A 21575-nucleotide genomic window follows, 5' to 3' on the forward strand; every position below is an offset into this window, starting at 1 on the left:
TCGGCAGTGATAAACGCAGTGGCTTAATTTGGTAAGTTCCATATTGAGATGGTACTAAATATGAAGATTTGGGGATACACACTCCATCCCTCGGGCTTACGCCCGGGGTTTATTGTGAGCAGTAGTTATAAAAAACCCCGCTTAAAAAGCGGGGTTTTTTATGGGCTTTTATACAAAACAGCAAATACAGTTAATAAAGGAAGCTTGCCGGCGCGCGTTACAGCTGGTTGGTCAACGCGTCCACCAAGAAAGACGCCCAGCCGATGTCCAACTCCTGCGTCATGGGTTTGGAGTGGGTAAAATCCTTCTCAAACAGGCGTTGTTCCAACTCGGCCACAAAGGCGGGGTCGTCTATCCCCAGGCTCATTTCGCTGTTTATAAACAGGCTCATTTTGTCAAAATTGGCCGAACCCACCACCGCCCATCCGTCATACAGGGCGGCTTTTACATGGCTCATGCCGTTGTAAAAATACACTTTTACCCCGTTGTTAAAAAGCTGGTTGGCTTTAATGCGGTTGTTGGCGTCCATAATGCCGATGTCGTTCTCACCCGGCAAAATAACGCGCACGTCCACCCCGCGCCCGCGGGCTTTAATCAGTTCATCCACTATCCGGTCATCTGAGAAATACGCATTTTGTATATAAATGCGTTTTTTGGCGCGGCGGATGGCTTCCCGCTGGGCTTTAAAGATTTCCGCGTCGGTAGGTTTGGTATACATCAGGCGCACGTTTATCATACCGGGGACTTCTCGGTTTACGTCGCGGGAGCGTTTGCTGAACAGCTTGCGGTAGGCGGCGGCGTAATCTCCCCCCCAGCCGGTAAAAGACCAGGTTTCATAAAAATTCTTAACCAGCCGGCCCACCACCGGGCCTTGCAGGGCCAGCATCATGTCATGCCAAGTATAGCGGTATTCTTCCCCTATATTCATGCCGCCGGTGTAAGCTATTTTGCGGTCCACAATATACACTTTGCTGTGGTCAAAATTACTCCAGGTATTTAAATGGGTGCGGGCGGCGGCTTTGGATTTTTTTTCAATATAATCGTCTATGCTTTTGGGCATTTTGAAATGATCGCCGGGGGTAAATTCCGGGTCTTTGACGGAATTTAAAATGGTGTTTAACTCATCCACTATCACGCGCACGTCAATCCCGTCGTTGGAGCGTTCACGCAGCATATCGGCTATTTTCAGGCCGTAAGGGTCCGCCGCAAAAATATAGGTGCGCACAAAAATAGACTCCTGCGCGCGCTGCATGGCTAAAATAAAATGCGGGAAAAATTCTTCCCCGTCAATAAGCAGGGTAACATGCGCCTTGTAATTTTGCCGGCTGACGTGCTTATCCAGCCATTTATTAAAATCTTGCAGATCCATTTCCTCGCCAGAAGAAGCCAGCGGCGGCACTTGATCCAAATCATTTATTTTAGGCGGAAGCGCGGTATAAAGCGTAGACGTGCCCATGGAAACCAACCTGTGCGTGGACGTAAACGGCGCCTTAATCACCCCAAACAAATGGCTTTTTACAAAAAAGGAATAAATAAATGAGAGCGAAAAGCCCAGCCCCGTCATTTCCTTTTCCACTTGGTAATAATCCGGCAGTTTCAACTGGATAACTTGGTCTTTTTCCACGTCTACATATAAAAAGGGAGACAAGGGAACGTTCTGCAGCGTAAGCAAATACTTTGTATAAGGTGCCTGAGTGGCAATAACCGCCTGTTTTAAACGTTCATACAACAGCGTGCGAAACGCTTGGGAAGATACTCTGCCCACCAGTTTTACGTCTGCCGGAGCGTCATTTAACTCTACCAAATCCGCCGTGCCGTCTTGGCGGCGGTAAAGCATGGTTTCATAGTTTTGAATAAAAATTACCCGGCCTTCCATGGGGTTTTGCGGCAACAGGGAAAGAAGCGTATCACGCAGTAAAATAAACCAATCCGTCCCGGCCAAGGCCACCGCCTGCGCCTGGGCGGGGGTGGTTTTCCCGTCGGCCGCTTGAACGCTTAAACCCAATACGCTCAGGCGGGGGTTTTCTTCCAGCTCTTTTAAATTGGCCTGCAAGTAAAAGCTTTTTCCTTCCATATCATAGCGGATAAACAATTTTTGGGCGGAAGTAAACGCTTGAGACGGGTTGATTTGCCCGCCGTCTACGGCTTTTAACACCTGGCGGCCTTTACGCTGCTGGGTGGCGCAGGCGCACAGCATAAAAGTTGCTAATAAACAAAAAATGAAATGGAAAATTTTCAACCTCATTTTTTTATTTTAGCAAATCCTGTATACGGCCCAATATGCTACCATAAAGCCATGAAACAATTTACCCACCCTTATTTTAACGCCATAGCCAGCCTGCTCACAGAGCTGGACGGGGCCGAAGCCCCTTATATAGAAACCGCCTCCCAGTGGACGGCCCAAACGCTTTGCCAAGGAAATATTATCCACACCTTTGGCTGCGGGCACAGCCTAAGCCCGGCGCTGGAGCCGTTCCACCGCTCCGGCTGTTTTGCGGCGGTAAACGTTATTTTGGCGCCGGAACTGCAATTTATGCACGGTGCGGCAACCGGCACCCGTTTGGAAAGACAAGAAGGCTACTCCCCCCGCATACTGGCCCAACACAACCTGCAAAAGGGAGACATTTTATTTGTGTTTTCCAACTCCGGGCGCAACCCGGCCGGCATTGACGCCGTTTTATACGCTAAAGAAAAAGGCGTAAAAACGGTAAGCGTATCAGCCAAGCACGCCCACCAAAAAAGCCGCTCCCGCCACTCCGGCGGGCTTATGCTTTTTGACGCGGCGGACCTGGCGCTGGACAACCACTGCGCCGCCAATGAAACCTGTTTGGAACTGGACGGGCTTCAGCTTGCCCCGCTTTCCACCGTGGCGGCCTGCGCCGTCTTTCACGCGGTACTTTTCCGCGCGGCGCAGATATTGGCCGAGCAAGGCGTAAATTTGCCCGTATACCAAAGCAGCAACCTGCCGGGAAACGACGAAACCAACGAGCGGCTCAGCCAGCTTTACAAAAACCGCATTAAGCATTTATAACATACATATAAAAATATCCCCCGGCTAAGCCGGGGCTTCTACATAAAAATATAGCCCGGCTGAAACGCCGGGCCATGTTTGCGTATGGGATTTATTTTATAAATAAGGCTTTATGGCTTTATGTACTTTTTGCGCCACCATTTCATAACCGGCGGCGTTGGGGTGGATAGGGTCCGCTTTGTATTTGCTTTTGCCAAAAATGCCGTCCAAAATACCGGGCACGAAAAGGGCCTGTTTCTCTTTGGCGATTTGTTTGTACAGCTTGGTGTAGCGCCCCATAGCCGGGTAACCGCCCGTGTCCACCAACACGGCAATGGCGCCGGCGGATTGGACTTCGTCCACTATTTGGCGGATGGCTTGCTCTGTCTGCGCAAACGAAACGCCGCGCATATAGTCATTTCCGCCAAATTCTATCAGCACCATATAAGGTTCGGCTTGTAATACTTGGGGCAGGCGGCTGGGCGCGTTGGCGGCCGTGTCGCCGGATAAACCCAAATTAATGACAGGCCGGTTTACCATTTGGCCTAGCACGGCCGGGTAAGCGCGGTCTTTCCCCGCGCCGTAGCCGGCGGTCAGGCTGTCCCCAAACGCCACAATGTTTTTGCCCGGGTTGCCTACATTTTTAATTTCCGTTTTCCCCCCGAACATAAACCACCCCGCGCCAAACAACAATAGCATAAATAAAAAATATTTTCGCATAAGTTTATTATAAGAAATATCCCGCCCGGAAGGGATTGACTTTTCCGGCTGTTATTATAAAATAAGAGTATGAAGAGGCCGACGAAAAAAGACACTGAAAATACCCTGTTAAACGCGGCCCAGGCGGCGCGGGAAAATTCCTATTCCCCCTACTCCCATTTTAAGGTAGGGGCGGCTGTTTTGGCCCGCAGCGGACGCGTTTACACGGGCACCAATATAGAAAACGCTTCGTTCGGTTTAACCGTTTGCGCGGAACGCAATGCCGTATTTGCCGCCGTGGGAGCGGGCGAAAAAGAAATTTTGGCGTTGGCGCTGGTCAGCGGGAAACTGCCGGGGGCGAAAGTAAACTCCCCCTGCGGGGCCTGCCGGCAGGTGCTGGCCGAATTTATGAAACCCAACGCGCCTGTTTATATGGGTATGCTGGAGGGAACAAAACGCGTTGTGGTAACAAAAACTTTGAAAGATTTACTGCCGCTGGCTTTTCAACTTACCACCCATAAAAAGTAAACGCGCGGGCAACCGCGCTTTTATTTAGCTAAGAGGTCAGCGGCTATGGGGGATATTATGCTGCACACCACATACAAAGGTCTAAACGCCTTTTATTTGGAAAATGACCAGCTGCGCCTTACTTTCCTGCCGGATTACGCCTGCAAACTGGCCAGCTTGGTAAAAAAATCCACGGGGCGGGAATTTTTATTCCAAAGCCCTAAAGAAAAACTGACGCTTCCCCACTACGGGGCGCCGTTTAGCCAATTTGACTCAAGCGGTTTTGACGAGGTTTTCCCCTCCATAGACGCCTGCCCCTACCCGGACGGAGAATACAAAAACATCCCCGTGCCGGACCACGGCGAAGTGTGGGCCATGAAATGGAAATGGGAACTGGCCCCCGGAGGAAATAAGCTGATTTCCTCTGTGCGGAGTGAAAATTTTCCGTATACGCTGTCCCGCTTAATTACGCTTAAGGATAATGAAATTACATTTCACTACACCGTAACCAATTTGGAAGAAGGCGGTTTTAAATTTATTTGGACGCCGCACTGCCTTTTGGCATGCTCCCCAAAAACCCGCCTGCTGATACCGGATAATTTAACCCAAGTCATCACGGTGGAACACGGCACCAAACGCCTGGGCCCGTGGGGAACCCTGCATAATTACCCGCTGACTACCGACGTAAACGGCCTGCCGTTAGACCTGGCCGCCACGGAGCCCGTCAGCGCCAATAATTGCGAAAAGTTCTACTTCACGCGAAAAAACACCGCCGGCTGGTGCGGGGCCGAACATACGGACAACGGAGATAAAATCATCTACCGCTACGACGCGGACAAAGTACCCTACCTGGGCGTATGGAAAACCCAAGGCGGCTACCGCGGGGACTACAACATTGCTCTAGAGCCCTGCACCGGCGTGTATGACGATTTATACGTAGCAAACAAAATCAAAAAAGCGGCGGTTATCGCGCCGCTGGGGCAGTACAACTGGAAGTTTAAAATCATTATTAAATAAAGGGGATAATTTATGAATCAAATGAACCAGATTGCGCTGAGAAATAAGTTTAACGAAGTATTCAAAAAAACAAAACTGTATTTTTTCGCCCCGGGGCGGGTAAATTTAATCGGGGAACATACGGATTATAACGGCGGGCACGTGTTTCCGTGCGCGCTGTCTTTCGGCACCCATGTGGTATTATGCAAACGCGATGACCGCAAAATCAGGCTGCATTCTTTAAATTTGGCGCACCAAGGCATTATTGAAACGGATTTAGACCATGTGGCCTTTCACCGTGAACAAGACTGGGCCAACTATCCGCTGGGCGTACTGCATGTTATGCAAAACCGCGGTTACAATATAGACCAAGGTTTTGAAATGCTGTTTTGGGGAAATATACCGGCGGGGGCGGGGCTGTCCTCCTCGGCCTCTATAGAGCTGGCCACCGCCGTGGCGTTAAATACGGCGTTTCAGCTAAACATTCCGCAAATAGAACTGGTTAAAATGGGGCAGGAAGCCGAAAATAAATTTGTGGGCATGAACTGCGGCATTATGGACCAGTTTGCCAGCGGCATGGGCAAAGAAGACCACGCCATCTTGCTGGACTGCAACACCCTGCAATATGAATACGTACCGCTGAATTTAAAAGGCATTTCCATTGTCATTATTAACAGCAATAAAAAACATTCCCTGGTCAATTCCGGCTATAATGACCGCCGGCGCGAGAGCGAAAACGCCCTCAAAGCCCTGCAAACCAAGCTGCCCATTAAAGCGCTGGGGGAACTGTCCATTGAGGAGTTTGAAAAACACAAAGATTTAATTAAAGACCCCATTGAACAAAAACGCGCCAAACACGCCGTGTATGAAAACCAACGCACCCTGCAAGCTACCGAGTGCCTGCGCAAAGGAGACGTGGAAACGTTTGGCAAGTTAATGAACCAGTCCCACATTTCCCTGCGTGACGATTACGAAGTAAGCTGCCCGGAACTGGACGTCATTGCCGAAACGGCATGGACGGTGCCCGGCGTATTGGGCGCGCGCATGACGGGCGGCGGATTTGGCGGAAGCGCGGTAGCCCTGGTAAAAGACAGCGCGGTAAAACAATTAATAGACACCGTGGGCAAAACCTATACGCAGAAAACCGGCCTCAAGGCGGATTTTTATATCGCCAAAATTGGCGGCCCGGCGCGCCAAATGGAAAAAATTTACTAACGCGCTTTTATTTTTAATAACAAAGTTTTACTGTAACGGAGACAAACTATGAAAAATATTTTGGTAGTAGGCGGGGCGGGGTATATCGGTTCCCACACCGTAAAAAGACTGGCTGAAAAGGGGTTTCACCCCGTGGTACTGGACAACCTGTCCAAAGGGCATAAAGAAGCCGTATCCCAATACCCTTTTGAACTGGGCGACCTGGGGGACAAAGCCCGCCTGACGGAAGTGTTTAAAAAACACAAGATAGACGCCATTATGCACTTTGCCGCGTTTATTGAAGTGGGCGAAAGCGTGCAAGAACCCTCAAAATATTACCACAACAACGTAGCCAAAGTGCTTAATTTATTAGACGCCATGGTGGAAAACAACATTAAATATTTTGTGTTTTCTTCCACCGCCGCTACCTTTGGGGAACCCGTTAAGCCCAAAATAGACGAAACCCACCCCCAAAGCCCTATCAACCCGTACGGCAACACCAAACTCATGGTGGAAAAAATGCTGGAAGATTTTGACACCGCCTACGGCTTAAAATCCACCGCTTTGCGTTATTTTAACGCCAGCGGGGCCGATGAATCGGGCGACATTGGGGAATCCCACACGCCGGAAACGCACTTAATCCCCATTGTGCTGCAGGCGGTCGCCGGAAAGCGCCCGTCCATCAAAATGTTTGGCGACGATTACCCCACGCCCGACGGAACCTGCGTGCGCGACTATATCCACGTAAACGACCTGGCGGACGCGCATATTTTAGCCCTGGAAAAAATGTTTAAAGACAATGTAAGCGAACGCTTCAACCTGGGCAGCGGAAGCGGATACAGCGTGGCGGAGCTCGTTAAAAAAGCCAAAGAAATTACCGGCATAGATTTTAAGGTGGAAACAGCCCCCCGCCGCGCGGGAGACCCCGCCGTTTTGGTGGCGGACAGCGCCAAAGCCCAAAAAGTGCTGGGCTGGAAACCCAAATATGATTTAACCAAAATCATTCAAACAGCCTGGAATTGGGAACAGCACCGCAAATTTTAGGAGGAATAATGAACATCTATTTGTTAATTGACCAGCTAATCGCCTACGCCATAGACCAAGAGCTCCTGGCCCCGGCCGACGAGGTTTGGGCCCGCAACCAATTGCTTGATTTGCTGAAATTGAGCGATTATTCCCCCTCCGGCTTTAAAGGGGCCACGCCGGAGTTTCCCTGTGAAATCCTGTCAAAAATTTGTGACTGGGCCGCCAAACAAAAACTCTTTGAGCCGGACACCGTCACCCAGCGGGATTTGTTTGACACCAAATTAATGGGCGTGTTCGCGCGCAAACCATCGGAAGTGGAAAACGAATTTTTTGAGCTCTGGGCCCAAAACCCCAAAAAAGCAACGGATAAATTTTACCACGACGCCCGCGCATTGGACTATATCCGCACCGCCCGCGTAGCCAAAAACAAACACTGGAAGGCCCGCACCCCATACGGCGCGCTGGACATTACGATTAATATGTCCAAACCGGAAAAGGACCCGAAAGACATCGCCGCCGCTTTAAAAGCCGCGCCGGCTTCTTACCCGTCCTGCCTGTTATGCAAAGAAAACGAGGGCTACGCCGGCCGCACAAACCACCCGGCGCGCCAGAATTTGCGTTTAATCGGCCTGGACTTGCTGCAAGACGGAAAACCCTGGTTTTTGCAGTACTCCCCCTACGTGTATTATAACGAGCACTGCATTTTCCTTTCCGATACGCACGAACCGATGAAGCTGACTAAAAAAAGCTTTGAGCGTTTGCTGGCGTTTGTGGAAGTGTTCCCCCATTATTTTATAGGCTCCAACGCGGATTTGCCCATTGTGGGCGGCTCCATTTTAACGCACGACCATTTCCAAGGCGGGCGCTACGTATTTGCTATGGAAAAAGCCCCCATAGAAAAAACGTTTAAACTGGCCAAATTCCCGCGCGTGAAAGCGGGTATAGTCAAATGGCCGATGAGCGTCATCCGCCTGCAAGGCAGCAAAAAAGACTTGGCTGAAGCGGCGGACTATATCCTGAAAAAATGGCGCGTTTACAGCGACCCCAAGGCCGATATTTTAGCCAAAACCGCAGGCACGCCGCATAATACGGTTACGCCGATTGCCCGCCGCCGCGGCAAAGCGTTTGAACTGGATATCGTGCTTCGCAACAACCGCACGACGGACGAGTTCCCGCTGGGTATTTTCCACCCGCACGAGGAAGTACACCACATTAAAAAGGAAAATATCGGCCTCATTGAAGTAATGGGCCTGGCCGTACTGCCCGCGCGTTTGGCTAAGGAACTGGCGGATTTAGAGCCGCTTCTTATTAAGAAAGATATAAAAGCCATACAAAAAGACCCAGCCTTAGCCAAACACGCCCCTTGGGCGCAAGAAATGCTGGCAAAATACACGTTTACCAAAACGAGCACGCAGGAAATACTGCAAAAAGAAGTGGGCAAAGTGTTTGCGCGCGTGCTGGAATACGCCGGCGTTTATAAACGCACGCCCGATGGGCAGGCCGCGTTTGAGCGGTTTTTAAAGAAACTGTAAAGATAAAAAACCCCGGGATAGTAACCCCGGGGTTTTTATATGACACCCAATATTAGTAAATATATCCGTCTTCACGTCCACTAATAGATTTACATATAGCCGGCACCGCCGAATTGCCTAAACTTACACGGCAATGGCGCGTGACCTTTTCATTATTAAAGGCGGACACCCTCAACAAAATAGTATATCCCCCCTTTTCCAACGGAATCACTGTTCCGTCTGCCTTGGTACGTACTGCCCAAGCCGCCAACAAATTATTTTCCCAATTATCCGTGCGCACGGATATCTTCCAATTTTTTGTCTTAAAAACACTGGGATCAGCCGCATCTAAACCCGGCAGATCTAAATCTAGCTGAGTTAAATCAGAAGTATAATCCCCACTAGCCAATTTATAACTTTTTTCTGCAGTTAATAAATTGCGTAACAAAGTTAAAGCCTCCGCAGTGCGGGACTTTTCTACCGCCTTAGTATACTGTGGTAAAGCAACTCCTACCAAAACACCGATAATTAACACAACAACTAACAGCTCCATTAATGTAAATCCTGCGTTTTTTTCCATAGGATATATCCCTCCTTATACCTAACACAAAACTCACTATATCAAAAAAAAAAAACAATGCAAGACCCTATAAAACGCCTCAACTTAAAAAATAAATTTTGACATCTTTATAAAAAATTTTATAGAACAAAATATAGAACAAAATAAAAGGTATAAAACGGGAGGCGTTATGAAAGCCTTACACCCCAAACAAATCAAACTGCTGGAAATTTTAAAAAATAATATTTCGGACCCGCTTACCATGGAAGAACTGGCCGACCGGTTGGACGTATGCGGCAAAAGTGTGGTTTTCCACCACATTAAACAGCTGGAAAAGAAAGGCTATTTAAAACGCAACCCGGCCAACCCGCGAGACTATATTATTTTAAAAGACCCGGAGCGCAACGTCATCTATTTAAAAATGTACGGCATGGCCAAATGCGGCCCCGCCGGAACCATTTTAGACGGCACCCCCACCCGCATTGTACCGGTGGACCCCAGCATGGTGTATTTCCCCGCCTGCAAAGGGTTTATGGTGGAAGCGAAAGGGGACTCTATGGAACATCTCATTTCCCCCAAAGACTGGCTGATTGTGGAAATAAACCACTCCCCCAAAAACAAAGACGTGGTGGTTTGCGTAAATAACGGGGAAGTAATGGTAAAGCGCTTTAGCAAAGACGGGGACAGCGTGATCTTACAGTCCGAAAACCCGTTTTATACCCCCATTGTGGCGGACCCGCAAACCTTTCATGTAGAAGGCATTGTCAGAAGCATTATCAAAAGAAACGTAAGCTGTTAGTTTTCCTGCTGCGCGCGGGGAGGCCGAAACCCCGCGCCTGCAAACGCCGCAGCGGTTAAAAAACCCTGGGGCAATTAGTCGTAACCTCACCGGGGGCCGCAAACGCCCCCGGTTTTTTTGTGTTTTTCCGGTAGTACCGGGAACAGTTGCGGCGCCAAAAGGCCTAAACCCATATAGGCCCTATGACCCTTGTTGGCGTACAATTCTGTTTGATAGCATATAAAGAATATGAAACACGCCGATAAAAACTATTTTTTTATTTTGTTGCTGGCCGGTTGTTTTTTAGCGCCGGCCGGCTCTTTATTCGCCCAAAGCCGTTATTTAAAACAAGCCGCACAAAAAGCGCTGGAAACGGCCGGCTCAACAAAAGCGTTAACAGCGGAACAATTCTTTCTTAAAGAAAACCAACTTCTGGCCTTCCAACAAGTACGAAGAGCCCTTGTCCGCATGCCGGGCATACTGCAGGATAAAGAGTTTAAACCCCAACTGGATTTATTAAAACAACTGGGAATATATATCCCGGAAGGAGCGGACGAAAAAACCGTATTTGACATATTAAGCCAAAACATTGCTCCGCTGTCGCAGCAAACGCAGCAGCTTGTTTTTCCCTTATCTTTTCCCGCACGTTCCGCTAAAAAACAATTCTTATTCTTAAGAGACAACGAACAGCACATTAACCGCTTCCAAGAAGCCTTTTTGAACGGCCAGAAGCATCTTTCCTGGCAAACACCCGGCCGCCAGTCCGTTTCCATGGGCCCCACCAAATTCCCGGTTAATCCGCAGCATCCGCTCTATGCTTGCGGGGTAACCGCAAAAGAGATCTCACAGGGTAAATATTCTTCTTTGAGCCAAGTGTTTGATAAAATTTTTAATACCAACTTAACGACCCAGCAAAAATTAGCTTTAAGCCGGCATGTAGCCAAAACCGCGGAATTGGCCGGCCCGGATTTAACCCTTTTATACATTAATATGCTGCACGAAATACCCGCGGTTAAAATGGACGGCTGGGTCCCCCCGGCTATGGGCAAAGAATTACTCACTTACCTGCGCCATAAAGAAGCGCTGTTAATAGAACCGTTAAAAGAGGGAAAAACCTGGAGTGAAGAACAAGCCAATTTATTTTTGGATTTGGCTTCCCTTTTGCCGGCAGAAGAATCCGGCGCCGTGCTGGGCGCGCTTACGTATTTGGACCCTTCCACCGCCCAATGGCTGTTGCTGAACCCGAACGAAACAGTCCGCAGAAGCGCCATAGAAGAAAAACTGAAACAAGCCCGCAGCGCCGGGTTAAGATTTCCCAAAGCGCCGCTTTCCGCTCAGGCAAACCGTCAGGTAATACAGGCCCATTTGGAATTATTAAGACATTGGGACACGGCTTATACCGATATTTTAAATAATATAAAACAACGTATAGGGGCAATAGAATTTCTTCAACAGCAAGAAAAAAACAAACCCAACACGGTTATGAACACGCCGCTGGCCCTTTCCCAAAAATTGTATGTAAAGGCATATTATATGCGGTTAAAAAAACTGCATAATGTGGTATGGAACCACTTGGAAAATATAGAGGCGGAGTTAAACTCCCTGGAAGCCCTTTCTCCCAAAATAGCAAACTAGAGGCATTATTATGAACAACATTTCATTTTTTACGGCATTGTTATGCATAAGTTTATTTAGCATACCTTCATATGCGCAAAAAACCCCAAAACAATGGGGAAATTTATTCAAAAAAACCTCAGCAGAACTGAAAGGCAGTTCCACTTCCGCCGGATCGTGCCTTAAACCGCTTTCTCTGGAAGAAAGCGTGGCCTTGGAAAACCGCCTATTGGCGTTAAGCGAACTTAGCCGCACCCTGCGCCGAAACCCAAACCTTCCGAATGAATCCCATTTTGCGCAATACGCCCAAACATTAACCCTTATTGGGGAAACACTTCCCCCGGCTCCGCCGCCCAATGCCTCTGCCGCTGAAAAGCAACGCTACGCCGGCCAGGTACACCAATATTTAAACCGGCGCCTGCAAGAAGAGGAAGCGCACTTAACCCTCCACATGCGCCCGCAGGATGGATTTGTTTCCAGTTTAACCGCCAATAAAATAAACTGGCTAAAACGCCGCCATGAGCGCACCCTGGCCAACGCCCAACAAACCAAAAAATGGGAGTTTATACAAGAAGCCTCTCAAAACAGAAAGGATACATTTTCATGGGGAGAAAAAGACTGGGACGAAGTTACCATCGGCCCGGCCCAAATGCCCCAAGACGAAAAAGATCCTCTTTTTTCCGCGCGTGAAACATTGCATAAATTGGCGGCCAATCCGCCCCAAAATTTCATCGCCGCTATGGATTTTATTACTTATTCCCTCCTTACTCCCTACCAAAAACAAAAAATGTGGCTGCATTTTGCCCACATAAATGATGTGATAGGCTATCAGTTAGCATACGGATATATGGGAGTGTTTCACAAAATTCCCGCATTAAAAGCCCCGGGAATTTTAAAACAGGAGGAGTCCCCCTCTCTTACGCAATATGCGCGGGATACACAGCTGGTATTAATTGAAAAATTAAAAAAAGGCGAAAAATGGAGCGAACAGCAAGCCAACGCTTTCTTTGATTTAGGCGTCTTTCTTAAACAAGACAACAGAAAAGACATCTTGGCCGCCCTGACGTATTTGGAACCCAACGCCGCTTTCTATTTATTGGCGCACCCGATGGAGAACGCCATCACGCATCAATTACGCGCCGAAATTAAAGCCGCGCGTGAAAAGGCGACTGTTTCCGCCGGAATAATTCAAAAAGCCCCTCTGCAAACCAAAACAGGGGTATTTAGCAGCCAGCGGCGGTTATTTGCTTTATCCAGCTATTATGAAACGTTACAAAACCGTTTATCCCATATAGAAAAACGTTTTATTACCCGCAAATACCAGCTGCAGCAGATAAAACGCCAACCCCTGCCGCAAGACCCAACCAGCAGAATGGACAAGCTGTCCTACCAATTATACTGCCAGCTGGATCTGCAGCACTTGCAGGAACTGAAAGACAAACTGGACGCGCGCAGCAAACAAATACAAACAGAAATTTTAGGACTATATAAAACATCGGGTTTTAAATAAACACAAAAAGCTTGGAGCTTCCAAGCCTTTTTTGTTTTGAAAGTATTCTATTTTCAACCGTAAAATGCTATGCTGAAAGTTCCAACAGGCAGTATAAATCTACGGAGGTGGCACCTATGAGAATGATTGACCTGATTGCAAAAAAACGCGACAATAAATCTTTAACCGCGCAAGAGTTTGATTTCATCGCCCAAGCCGCGGCGAAAGGAACCGTTCCGGATTACCAACTTTCCGCTTTTTTAATGGCCTGTTTTTTAAATCCTCTTTCCGATAAAGAAACAGCCCTGCTCACCAAAGCCATGGCCTATTCCGGCGGGCGGCTGGATTTTTCAGACATAAAACTGCCTAAGACGGACAAACACTCCACCGGCGGCGTGGGGGACGGTATCTCTTTGGCCTTGGCCCCGCTGGTGGCTTGCATGGGGGTGGCGGTTCCCATGATGTCCGGCCGCGGCTTAGGGCATACCGGCGGAACGCTGGATAAACTGGAATCCATGAAAAATTTTGAAGTGCGCGTCCCCGCCAAATTGATACGCCGCCAAATTCAAAAATTAGGCGTGTGTATGTTTGGCCAAACCCAAGATTTAGCCCCGGCGGATAAAAAACTTTACTCTTTACGGGACGCTACCTCCACCGTAGAAAGCCGCCCGCTTATTGTGGCCAGTATTCTTTCCAAAAAATACGCGGAAGGCGTAACCAGTTTGTTAATGGACGTTAAATACGGATCCGGCGCTTTTATGCAAAAACTGCCCGACAGCCGCAAGCTGGCCCGCGCGCTGGTAAATACGGCTAAATCATTGGGCCTTAAATGCCGCGCCCTGATTACCTATATGGACCAACCCCTAGGGCGCGCCGTGGGCAACGGCAATGAAATGCTTCAATCCATACGCATATTAAAAGGTGAAAAAGATTTGGCCCCTGATTTTTATGAACTTCTGTTGGAAACCGCCGCCCATATGCTGGTTATCAGCGGAAAACAAAAAGACACCGCTAAAGCCCGTAAATTATTGGAAGAAAAAATATCCAACGGGGAAGCCGCCGCCAAAATGCGCGAGATGATTAAATGGCAAGGGGCCAGCCCGCTGGCAATAGACGAACCGGAAAAATATTTTAAACCCGCCAAATTAAAAGCGGTATTTACAGCCCCTCAAAACGGCTATGTAGCCCATATTGACGCTAAATTAACCGGTCAAGCCAGCGTATTGTTGGGGGCCGGCAGAAACCGCATGGAAGACTCCATTGATTACGGCGCCGGCATTTGGCTGCACAAAAAAGGCGGGAACGGCGTTAAAAAAGGGGACATAGTAGCCACTTTATACGCTTCCGATAAAGAACGCTTAAACGCCGGTTTAGACTTATTTGCCAAAGCAGTCACTTTCAGCAAAGCCAAGCCCAAACCCTATAAAATTATTAAGGAGATTATTAAATGAAAAAATGGGCTCCGTTACTCATCTTATGCGCCGCCTGGGCGTGCAGCAGCGCCGGCGGGGACAGTGAACCTTCCGCCGCTCCGGGGGATAAATATTCCACCCCGCTGGGAGACGTTCTTGTCTCCCCGCTGGGCCATGGGTCCGTTATGTTAAGCTGGAACGGCAAAACCATTCAAATTGACCCGTTTAGCCAAGTGGCGGACTATACCCAGCTGCCGCCGGCGGATTTGCTGCTTATCACCCATGAACATTATGACCATTTAGATCCCGCCGCCTGGAAAGCAACCGTTACGCCGGACACGCAAATCATCGCCTCCGCCAAAGCGGCGGAGCAAATGGGCCCCTTCACGGTACAAACATTAAATAATGGGAACAGCGCTTCCTGGAATGGGTTAACGATACAAGCCGTACCAGCCTATAACCTGTGGCATAAACGGCCGGACGGAGGATTTTTCCACCCCAAGGGAGAGGGCAACGGCTATATACTGCACTTTGGAGATTTCCGCCTATATATAGGCGGAGATACGGAAAATATTGAGGAAATGGCTTCTTGGGCAGGGACAGATGTGGCTTTCCTGCCTAAAAACTTACCTTACACCATGACGGATGAAATGTTTGTGGACGCGGCCAAGCGGCTTCAGCCCAAAAATTTATATCCGTACCATTACGAACAAGCCGATAAAGAAGCCCTGCAACAAGCCGTAGGAGACAAAATTAAAATCCGTTAATCAATCACCCCCTTCGTCAAGAAGGGGGTGATTACTGAATAGGTCTTGGCAGGAAAAAGCGGTTTCTTTATTTTAAATAAAACGTCTGTTTGTATACGCCTTTTGCCCCCGCCATAAGAAATGAATATTCATAAAAAACCCTCGCCTTAAAAACGGGGGTTTAATATGTTTGGCGGAAATACTATTTTTTAACGCCTATCAAAGCGTAACCTTCGCAATTTCCGTCCGCGTCTTTTACGGCAAAGGCGTCCCAGTCGGTAGAAACATAGGTTTCATCTTCTGTTTGCAAATCCATACGAAGCCTAAACGCCTTGGCCGAGCCGTCTTGCGACGCCGCCTTAAATGCCGCGCGCGTGGAGGCCGGCTTGTGTATAAAGCGGTCAAAAAACTCCATTTTTACCGGCACCCGGCAACCAGTAGCCTCTATAAAGGCCGCGTTGGCGGAACGAATGCGGTAATCCAGCCCAATCATAACGGCAGGGAAGTCCATATAATCCAAGGTGCGCGTTAAACTTTGGGAAGTCTCGCTCACTGCTTTACCGGCCTGGCGCAATTCTATGCGCAAGCTCAGCATACGCGCCATTAACCCTATAAGCTCCTCGGCACCCGGCTCAAAAGAGCGCCGCGCCTGCCGGGACGCAAAACACAACGCTCCCGCCGGTTTACCCGCCACACAAATGGGGGCCGCAATAAGGGCGGAAAATTCTTTGCGTTTATGCACGCAGCGGGTACAAGAAGTATTTCCTAAATCCGGGAACAGGGCTACATTGTCATCTAATACATCTTGCAGGCATTCCTCAATAGGGAAATCCATATACCGCTGGATATTAAAATCATTTTGGGTTACATACACCACGCTCATCTCCGCCGCGCCGGAGTCCGCAAAGCGGACCACCATGCCCACTTCCGCCTTAAATACACGCTGCCCAAAGGCCAGTATTTTGTCTACCCATTCGGTAATAGAAAGATTGGGTTGGTGGCTGATGTCGTACAATTCACGCACGCGCCCATCCTGCTCTTGCTTTTCGCTTACGTCTTTAATCCAAATGACGGCCTCGTCCCGCCCGGTGATGGGGGTGACGGTAGCCTCGTAGGAGAACACATGCCCATTTTCACTTAATGTAAAATCAAAATGCGTGGTAATATTGATGGACAGCGCCTCTTTAATAGCGAACAATTCTTTGGAGGCCACTTCCTCCGGCCAATAGTCTGCCGGCACTTTGCCCACAAACCGCTGGGCCGCCTGTTTATTGGTTAAATAATCTAAGTTAGAATATACTTCCAATACCAGGCCGTTGTTATCCGTCTTCAAATAGATCCCGGGCAGCGCCTGGCGCACGCTGCGCAGCTCCTGCGCCTGCTGGGAATCCTGCGCCAGTTTATCCAACTGGGTAGAAATATCCCGCACCACAACCAGGGCTGTACCGTGGGAGGCAAAATCTAAAGGAACCATCGTAATTTCCGCATTAAAGCGGGTCCCGTCTTTACGGAATACGCCGGCGGAAAAATTCAGTCTTCCCTCTTGAAAGAACTGCGCTTCCAACCCTTGCAGCCACTGCAGTGTTTTAGCGGAAGGGCGTTCCCCCGGTTTTACAAACAGGTCTTTAAATTGCAGACGCACCAGCTCATCGTGCGTATACTCCAACATTTTAGACAAAAACTTATTGGCTTGCTCCACCCGGCCAAAAGAACCTTTTTGAGCTTCTATGGAGAAAACCACTCCGTCCGTAGCGTCCAACAAAGCGTTTAACTGGGCGGAACGTTCCTCTAAAATTTTCATAATCTGCCGGTGAAACGCCAAATTGCGAAGCACAAATAAATAACTTCCGTCCGCTTCTTTAAAAGCATTTAAGCGCACGGCCACCGTTTCCAAACTATTGGATAAACGCAAATTATATTCCCGGTTATCCAAATTGCCTTCCGCAGACAAAGAACCCAAATCTTCCCGCAAAGAAGCGGCGCTGTCTTCGTCAAATAAGCTGAAAAGGCTCTTGCCCAGCAATTCGTTTTGGTCCAGCTGGCATAAAGAGCAGAACAAATCATTGCATTGCGTAATCTTAAATAACGTATTACACACGGCATAGGGTTCCGTTTTAGGCAACATGATTTTTGCCGAAACAGGCGGCGCCGGCGGGCAGAGCGGGTTGCGTAAAGCTTGAGCGGCCAAAGAAGCATCCACCCCGGCGTTTTTTTTCTTTCTAATCACCCGGCGGGCGGTACCCGAAGTATGCCCTTTCCCCGCGGGAGGAAGCGGAGCCTTTGGCGCAGCGGGCGGAACGGCCAAACTCACCTGCTGTTTAGGCACCAAATACACCACATAATCCGCTTCTACGCTGCCGTCTTTGGTATCCCGGCGGTTGATAGGCTCAAAAGTAACATCTAAATGTATTTGGCCTTCCCCGTCAATACGGCCGGGAAATTTATTTTTTGCTTTTTCAAAATCAAAGACATATTCCATGGTGGCGCTGTTTCCTTGGCGAAGCTCTTTGCGAACGGACAGCGTCATGGCGGGTTTTAAATACACGTTGCGATAAAAGTTTTTATCTTCCGCCCCGAAATGGAATAACTCCCGGCAGGAACGGTTCATTACCGTAATATAACCCTTGCTGTTCATTACCAACGCCGGGATAACGGCGCTTTCAAAGGCGGCGCGGAAATTTTCCCGTTCGGTTTTCAGGTCCCGCAATACACGGTTGGAGGAAGTAACGTCCCGAATAAAACAAATGACAATTCTTCTTCCTAAATAGCGTGACGCCATGGCGGCAAATTCCGTTTCCACACGGTGCCCGTCCGGCCGGATAAAATGCACTTCAATAGAAGACTGGGCGTCTCCTATATTATTTAAAATGGCTTCATAATGTTCCTGCACAAAAATCTTATGGTCTTGGGATACCATATCCAACAACACCCGCTGCTGCATGTCTTCTTCTAAAGAAAAACCCAATATATGAGCGGCGGCCCGGTTGGAATAAATAATTTTTCCGTCTTCCAATATAACAATACCCTCCCGGGCATTTTCCAACAATAAGGTGTTCTTGTCATTGGCCTCGCGGATTTGTTTTTCCATTTTTGTTTTGGCCGTGATATCCTCAGACACCATGAGCAAGTAATCGGGCGTTCCGTCCGGCAAAAACACGGGAGTCTTTACCGTATGCATGATTTTTACACCCTCATTAGCGGTGGAAATAAGTTCCTGCGGAACATTTAATTCTTTTCCGCTTTCAAATACTTTCTGGTCCGCTGAGGCTAAAAACTCGGCCTGTTCGGGCGTAATGTCTTGCCGGTAATGGTTTTTTCCTATCACTTCGGCAGATTGGGCCCCAAAAAGGCTTTCGCTCTTTTTATTCCATAAAATATATTTTCCCTCATAATTTTTAACGGAAAGAGCCAACGGCAAGTTATCTATTACCGTTTGCAGGAAGTTGCGCGTTTTAATGACTTCCTGTTCCTGTTGTTTCTTTTCGGTAATATCCTCAGCCAGCGTGAGCATCATAAAAGGGTTGCCTTTCTGGTCATACACGGGAACTTTAATCAAGTGCAAAAGTACTTTGCTGCCGCGGCGGGTGGTATACCACTCGGCAGGGATATCCAACACTTTCCCTTCGGCGAAGATAGCTTTCTCGCGTTTACCGTAAAAGTTGTTTTCTTCTTTATATTCCGTCTCATCCAAGAAAATTTCGTGCGCTTTTTTATTAATAAAAAACATTTTGTTGTTCACGCCGCGGGCGTAAATAGCCAAAGGCGCGTTATCCAACACCGCTTGGCGGAAGTTGTGCGCTTCGGCCAGGCGGATTTCCTGTTCTTTCTTTTCCGTAATATCCTCGGCCAGCGTCAAAACGAAATTTAACTGGTTTACCTCATCCTTAACGGGAACCTTAATTAAGTGAAAAAGCTTATGTTTTCCATCCGCAGCCACATATTTTTCCTCTGGAATATCTAAGGTTTTCCCTGTTGTTAAAATGGAAAATTCTCTTCCTAAATAAGAGGCAACGTCTTCCTTGCTTTCATGCGGAAGGGCGCCGTTGGAAGCAAAAGACTGGGCATCCATTTTGCCAAACATGCCGGTGCAGCTTTTATTGCGCAGCAACATGTGCCCATCGCTCGCCCGGGCATACAAACCAATCGGCGCGTTATCTACAATGGCTTGCAACAACTTATTCATGCGCACAATTTCTTTTTCCTGCTTGCGGCGCTCGGTAACATCCTCCGCTATAGACAAAACCATAGGTTCCGGCCCGGTTTTGGTAAGAGGGACCTTAATCATATGAATAATGCGCGTGTTGCCGGCCCGGTCCACATATACTTCATCGGGATATTCCTGCACTTTTCCGGTACGTAAAATTTCTTGTTCCCGGTCGTGGTAGGCGTCAATCAATTCACGGGTTTGTTTAGCATGGGGAGAATTGGCAAAACGGGGCTGCACTTCATTAAAAATTACTTGGCTTTGTTTATTAAAAAACGTCATGCGGCGGTCCGCCGTGCGGGTATACAATCCCACCGGAACGTTATCTACTATGGCCTGCAGCAAATTGCGCATTTGAACGGTTTCCTGCTCCTCACTCAGGCGGTTGGTAATATCCTCGTACACGGTTAGAATATAAGCCATTTCTCCGGTGGGGGCGGAAGCCGGCACTTTGCTGACGCACAAGGTTCTTTCCTTGCCGGCGGCGTCTACAAAACGCATATGAGCGTTTGCGCGCGCTTTGCCGGAATCCTTTACTTCCTGGTCCATCACTTCTAAAGAATTTAAAATAGCCGCAGGCAGAAAAGGATACACTTCCTTGCCAAGCAACTCAGAAGCGGGATGACCAAATAATTCTTCGGCCTTTTTATTCCACAGGCAACATTCTTCTTTCAAATTTTGCACGCTTACGGCAAAGGGGTATTGGTCCACCACATTGCGCAAGAAACACCTTTCCTCCTCCGCGCTTGCCAGTGCGGAAGTTTCTTCTAACGTTAATAAACCATATCCCCCGTATACACTGGCCCCTAGCGTGACTTTTCTTTTCTGTGATTTTTGGTCTGTTATTTCTTTTAAAATTTTAGAACCTGTTTTTCCGGTCAATAAAGAAATAACATCTTTTCCGCTTAGGCCAAAATCCGCCATATTTCCGCCTTCAAAAGGTTTTTTGACCCCTTTCAACAATAACCCCGCCAACGAATTGGCAAAAGCAATATTTCCCTTACCATCTACCAGCAAAGCCGCCAAGGGTAAACGTTCCATAAAAAATAAAACACCGCGGGTAAAACCTTCAGGCTGGGAAGAGGCATTTTCCTCCGGTTCAGAAAATAAGGCGTATAAATTTTTGGTCATATATTATCGTTCCCCGTAATAGGCGAAATTTTGCTAATAAAAACATATACTCCTTTTTATATTAATAAATTACTTTTAAATAAAGCAACCGTTTTTGCTCTGTAGAAAATGCTTGAAAGATGTTTCAAAATTCGTATACTATATTTAGTAGCAAAAGTATGTATAATTAAAGTTGTTGTTGTTTTATTCCACTTTTGACAGGAAGTGCGTATGAAAAAACTATTTATAACAGGGCTGATGGTTGCCATGGTGCCTTGCGCTTATGTACAAGCGGAAGTGATTCAAACCATTAACTTTAACCCTGCACGTTTAGGCCAATATGAACGCTTGAAAGTGTCTGAAAAGGCAACTTTCCAAGGGGGCTTGACGGCGCAGTCCATGCAAGTACGTTCCGCCGGAACAGTCAGCATTAACGAAAGCGAATCCGACGCTTTAGCCTATGACATTCCGTTATTGGACGGCCGCAAAGGAAAAAATGACGGAGCCGCAGTGTTAAGCACTTTTCCAGCGACGCCTACATTGGATTTTGGCGGAGCCTGTTTTTCTTCTTTAGAAAACTGCGTTTCTTCCAGCAGCACCGGGAACTTAAACGTTAAGTTCAACGGGGGCGCCGCCCGGTTTGTGGGCCCCAGCGGGTATAACGATCCGGCCAGCCGCATTAACCAAATTACCACGAACGCAAATCAGCTTCGTTTGGAA

The 21575-nt window shown here is 48.2% G+C and carries 16 protein-coding genes; 12 read left to right on the forward strand and 4 right to left on the reverse strand.

The window, feature by feature from the left end; translation table 11 throughout:
- Positions 1–217 precede the first annotated feature (217 nt).
- A complete protein-coding gene (locus ACQY33_RS01945) occupies positions 218–2245 on the reverse strand; it encodes a phospholipase D-like domain-containing protein (protein ID WP_428073470.1) in 2028 nt (675 codons plus the stop codon).
- A 51-nt stretch (positions 2246–2296) separates the two neighbouring features.
- Between ACQY33_RS01945 and ACQY33_RS01950 the strand changes: the two genes are divergently transcribed.
- Positions 2297–3031, forward strand: coding sequence for a sugar isomerase domain-containing protein (locus tag ACQY33_RS01950; RefSeq protein WP_428073471.1), 735 nt, complete (start codon positions 2297–2299; stop codon positions 3029–3031).
- Between the two features lie 96 nt (positions 3032–3127).
- Here the strand turns inward: ACQY33_RS01950 and ACQY33_RS01955 are convergent, their stop codons facing one another.
- Positions 3128–3730, reverse strand: a complete 603-nt coding sequence (locus ACQY33_RS01955) for a GDSL-type esterase/lipase family protein (protein WP_428073472.1) — start codon at positions 3728–3730, stop codon at positions 3128–3130.
- A gap of 69 nt (positions 3731–3799) precedes the next feature.
- On the opposite strand from ACQY33_RS01955, the gene ACQY33_RS01960 reads away from it, so the two are divergent.
- Genes ACQY33_RS01960 through galT form a run of 5 tightly spaced genes read left to right on the forward strand, consistent with a single transcriptional unit; the run spans position 3800 to position 8964 of the window.
- Positions 3800–4237 (forward strand): cytidine deaminase, encoded by a 438-nt coding sequence (locus tag ACQY33_RS01960; RefSeq protein ID WP_428073473.1) that lies wholly within the window; start codon positions 3800–3802, stop codon positions 4235–4237.
- A gap of 45 nt (positions 4238–4282) precedes the next feature.
- Positions 4283–5233, forward strand: coding sequence for a DUF5107 domain-containing protein (locus ACQY33_RS01965; protein WP_428073474.1), 951 nt, complete (start codon positions 4283–4285; stop codon positions 5231–5233).
- A gap of 21 nt (positions 5234–5254) precedes the next feature.
- Complete coding sequence (locus tag ACQY33_RS01970) at positions 5255–6427, forward strand: galactokinase (RefSeq protein ID WP_428073485.1); 1173 nt, start codon at positions 5255–5257, stop codon at positions 6425–6427.
- A 48-nt stretch (positions 6428–6475) separates the two neighbouring features.
- Positions 6476–7450: a UDP-glucose 4-epimerase GalE gene (gene galE, locus ACQY33_RS01975; protein ID WP_428073475.1), complete on the forward strand. Its 975-nt coding sequence runs from the start codon at positions 6476–6478 to the stop codon at positions 7448–7450.
- A gap of 8 nt (positions 7451–7458) precedes the next feature.
- Positions 7459–8964, forward strand: coding sequence for a UDP-glucose--hexose-1-phosphate uridylyltransferase (gene galT, locus ACQY33_RS01980; protein ID WP_428073476.1), 1506 nt, complete (start codon positions 7459–7461; stop codon positions 8962–8964).
- Positions 8965–9016: 52 nt separating this feature from the next.
- On the opposite strand, the gene ACQY33_RS01985 is transcribed toward galT, so the two are convergent.
- Positions 9017–9523, reverse strand: a complete 507-nt coding sequence (locus ACQY33_RS01985) for a type IV pilin protein (RefSeq protein ID WP_428073477.1) — start codon at positions 9521–9523, stop codon at positions 9017–9019.
- A 169-nt stretch (positions 9524–9692) separates the two neighbouring features.
- Here ACQY33_RS01985 and ACQY33_RS01990 point away from each other — a divergent pair, with 169 nt between their 5' ends.
- The 5 genes from ACQY33_RS01990 to ACQY33_RS02010 all read left to right on the forward strand — a co-directional run bounded on the left by ACQY33_RS01990 (position 9693) and on the right by ACQY33_RS02010 (position 15562).
- A complete protein-coding gene (locus ACQY33_RS01990; protein ID WP_428073478.1) occupies positions 9693–10301 on the forward strand; it encodes a LexA family protein in 609 nt (202 codons plus the stop codon).
- 228 nt (positions 10302–10529) lie between these two features.
- Positions 10530–11915, forward strand: a complete 1386-nt coding sequence (locus tag ACQY33_RS01995; protein ID WP_428073479.1) for a hypothetical protein — start codon at positions 10530–10532, stop codon at positions 11913–11915.
- A gap of 10 nt (positions 11916–11925) precedes the next feature.
- On the forward strand, positions 11926–13404 hold the full coding sequence (locus ACQY33_RS02000; protein WP_428073480.1) for a hypothetical protein: 1479 nt from the start codon (positions 11926–11928) through the stop codon (positions 13402–13404).
- A gap of 116 nt (positions 13405–13520) precedes the next feature.
- Entirely contained in the window at positions 13521–14834 is a 1314-nt protein-coding gene (locus ACQY33_RS02005) for a thymidine phosphorylase (RefSeq protein WP_428073481.1), read from the forward strand.
- Positions 14831–15562, forward strand: a complete 732-nt coding sequence (locus tag ACQY33_RS02010; protein ID WP_428073482.1) for an MBL fold metallo-hydrolase — start codon at positions 14831–14833, stop codon at positions 15560–15562. Before ACQY33_RS02005 ends, ACQY33_RS02010 begins: the two co-directional genes overlap by 4 nt.
- A 181-nt stretch (positions 15563–15743) precedes the next feature.
- Here ACQY33_RS02010 and ACQY33_RS02015 read toward each other — a convergent pair whose 3' ends face one another.
- Positions 15744–20876 carry a PAS domain S-box protein gene (locus ACQY33_RS02015; protein ID WP_428073483.1) on the reverse strand — a complete coding sequence of 1711 codons (5133 nt, stop codon included), beginning with the start codon at positions 20874–20876 and terminating at the stop codon, positions 15744–15746.
- A 210-nt stretch (positions 20877–21086) separates the two neighbouring features.
- Here ACQY33_RS02015 and ACQY33_RS02020 point away from each other — a divergent pair.
- Positions 21087–21575: hypothetical protein (locus ACQY33_RS02020; RefSeq protein ID WP_428073484.1), on the forward strand; the 489-nt coding region annotated here is incomplete at its 3' end.

The sequence above is a fragment of the Candidatus Avelusimicrobium aviculae genome (genome assembly GCF_949292495.1).
Classification (GTDB): domain Bacteria; phylum Elusimicrobiota; class Elusimicrobia; order Elusimicrobiales; family Elusimicrobiaceae; genus Avelusimicrobium; species Avelusimicrobium aviculae.

Excerpts from the sequence above, each read along its gene's own strand:
- ACQY33_RS01945 (WP_428073470.1), bottom strand. The coding sequence starts at position 2,245 with ATGAGGTTGAAAATTTTCCATTTCATTTTTTGTTTATTAGCAACTTTT.
- ACQY33_RS01970 (WP_428073485.1), top strand. The coding sequence starts at position 5,255 with ATGAACCAGATTGCGCTGAGAAATAAGTTTAACGAAGTATTCAAAAAA.
- ACQY33_RS02015 (WP_428073483.1), bottom strand. The coding sequence starts at position 20,876 with ATGACCAAAAATTTATACGCCTTATTTTCTGAACCGGAGGAAAATGCC.
- galT (WP_428073476.1), top strand. The coding sequence starts at position 7,459 with ATGAACATCTATTTGTTAATTGACCAGCTAATCGCCTACGCCATAGAC.
- galE (WP_428073475.1), top strand. The coding sequence starts at position 6,476 with ATGAAAAATATTTTGGTAGTAGGCGGGGCGGGGTATATCGGTTCCCAC.
- ACQY33_RS01960 (WP_428073473.1), top strand. The coding sequence starts at position 3,800 with ATGAAGAGGCCGACGAAAAAAGACACTGAAAATACCCTGTTAAACGCG.
- ACQY33_RS01955 (WP_428073472.1), bottom strand. The coding sequence starts at position 3,730 with ATGCGAAAATATTTTTTATTTATGCTATTGTTGTTTGGCGCGGGGTGG.
- ACQY33_RS02000 (WP_428073480.1), top strand. The coding sequence starts at position 11,926 with ATGAACAACATTTCATTTTTTACGGCATTGTTATGCATAAGTTTATTT.
- ACQY33_RS02010 (WP_428073482.1), top strand. The coding sequence starts at position 14,831 with ATGAAAAAATGGGCTCCGTTACTCATCTTATGCGCCGCCTGGGCGTGC.
- ACQY33_RS01990 (WP_428073478.1), top strand. The coding sequence starts at position 9,693 with ATGAAAGCCTTACACCCCAAACAAATCAAACTGCTGGAAATTTTAAAA.
- ACQY33_RS01985 (WP_428073477.1), bottom strand. The coding sequence starts at position 9,523 with ATGGAAAAAAACGCAGGATTTACATTAATGGAGCTGTTAGTTGTTGTG.
- ACQY33_RS01950 (WP_428073471.1), top strand. The coding sequence starts at position 2,297 with ATGAAACAATTTACCCACCCTTATTTTAACGCCATAGCCAGCCTGCTC.
- ACQY33_RS02005 (WP_428073481.1), top strand. The coding sequence starts at position 13,521 with ATGAGAATGATTGACCTGATTGCAAAAAAACGCGACAATAAATCTTTA.
- ACQY33_RS01995 (WP_428073479.1), top strand. The coding sequence starts at position 10,530 with ATGAAACACGCCGATAAAAACTATTTTTTTATTTTGTTGCTGGCCGGT.
- ACQY33_RS01965 (WP_428073474.1), top strand. The coding sequence starts at position 4,283 with ATGGGGGATATTATGCTGCACACCACATACAAAGGTCTAAACGCCTTT.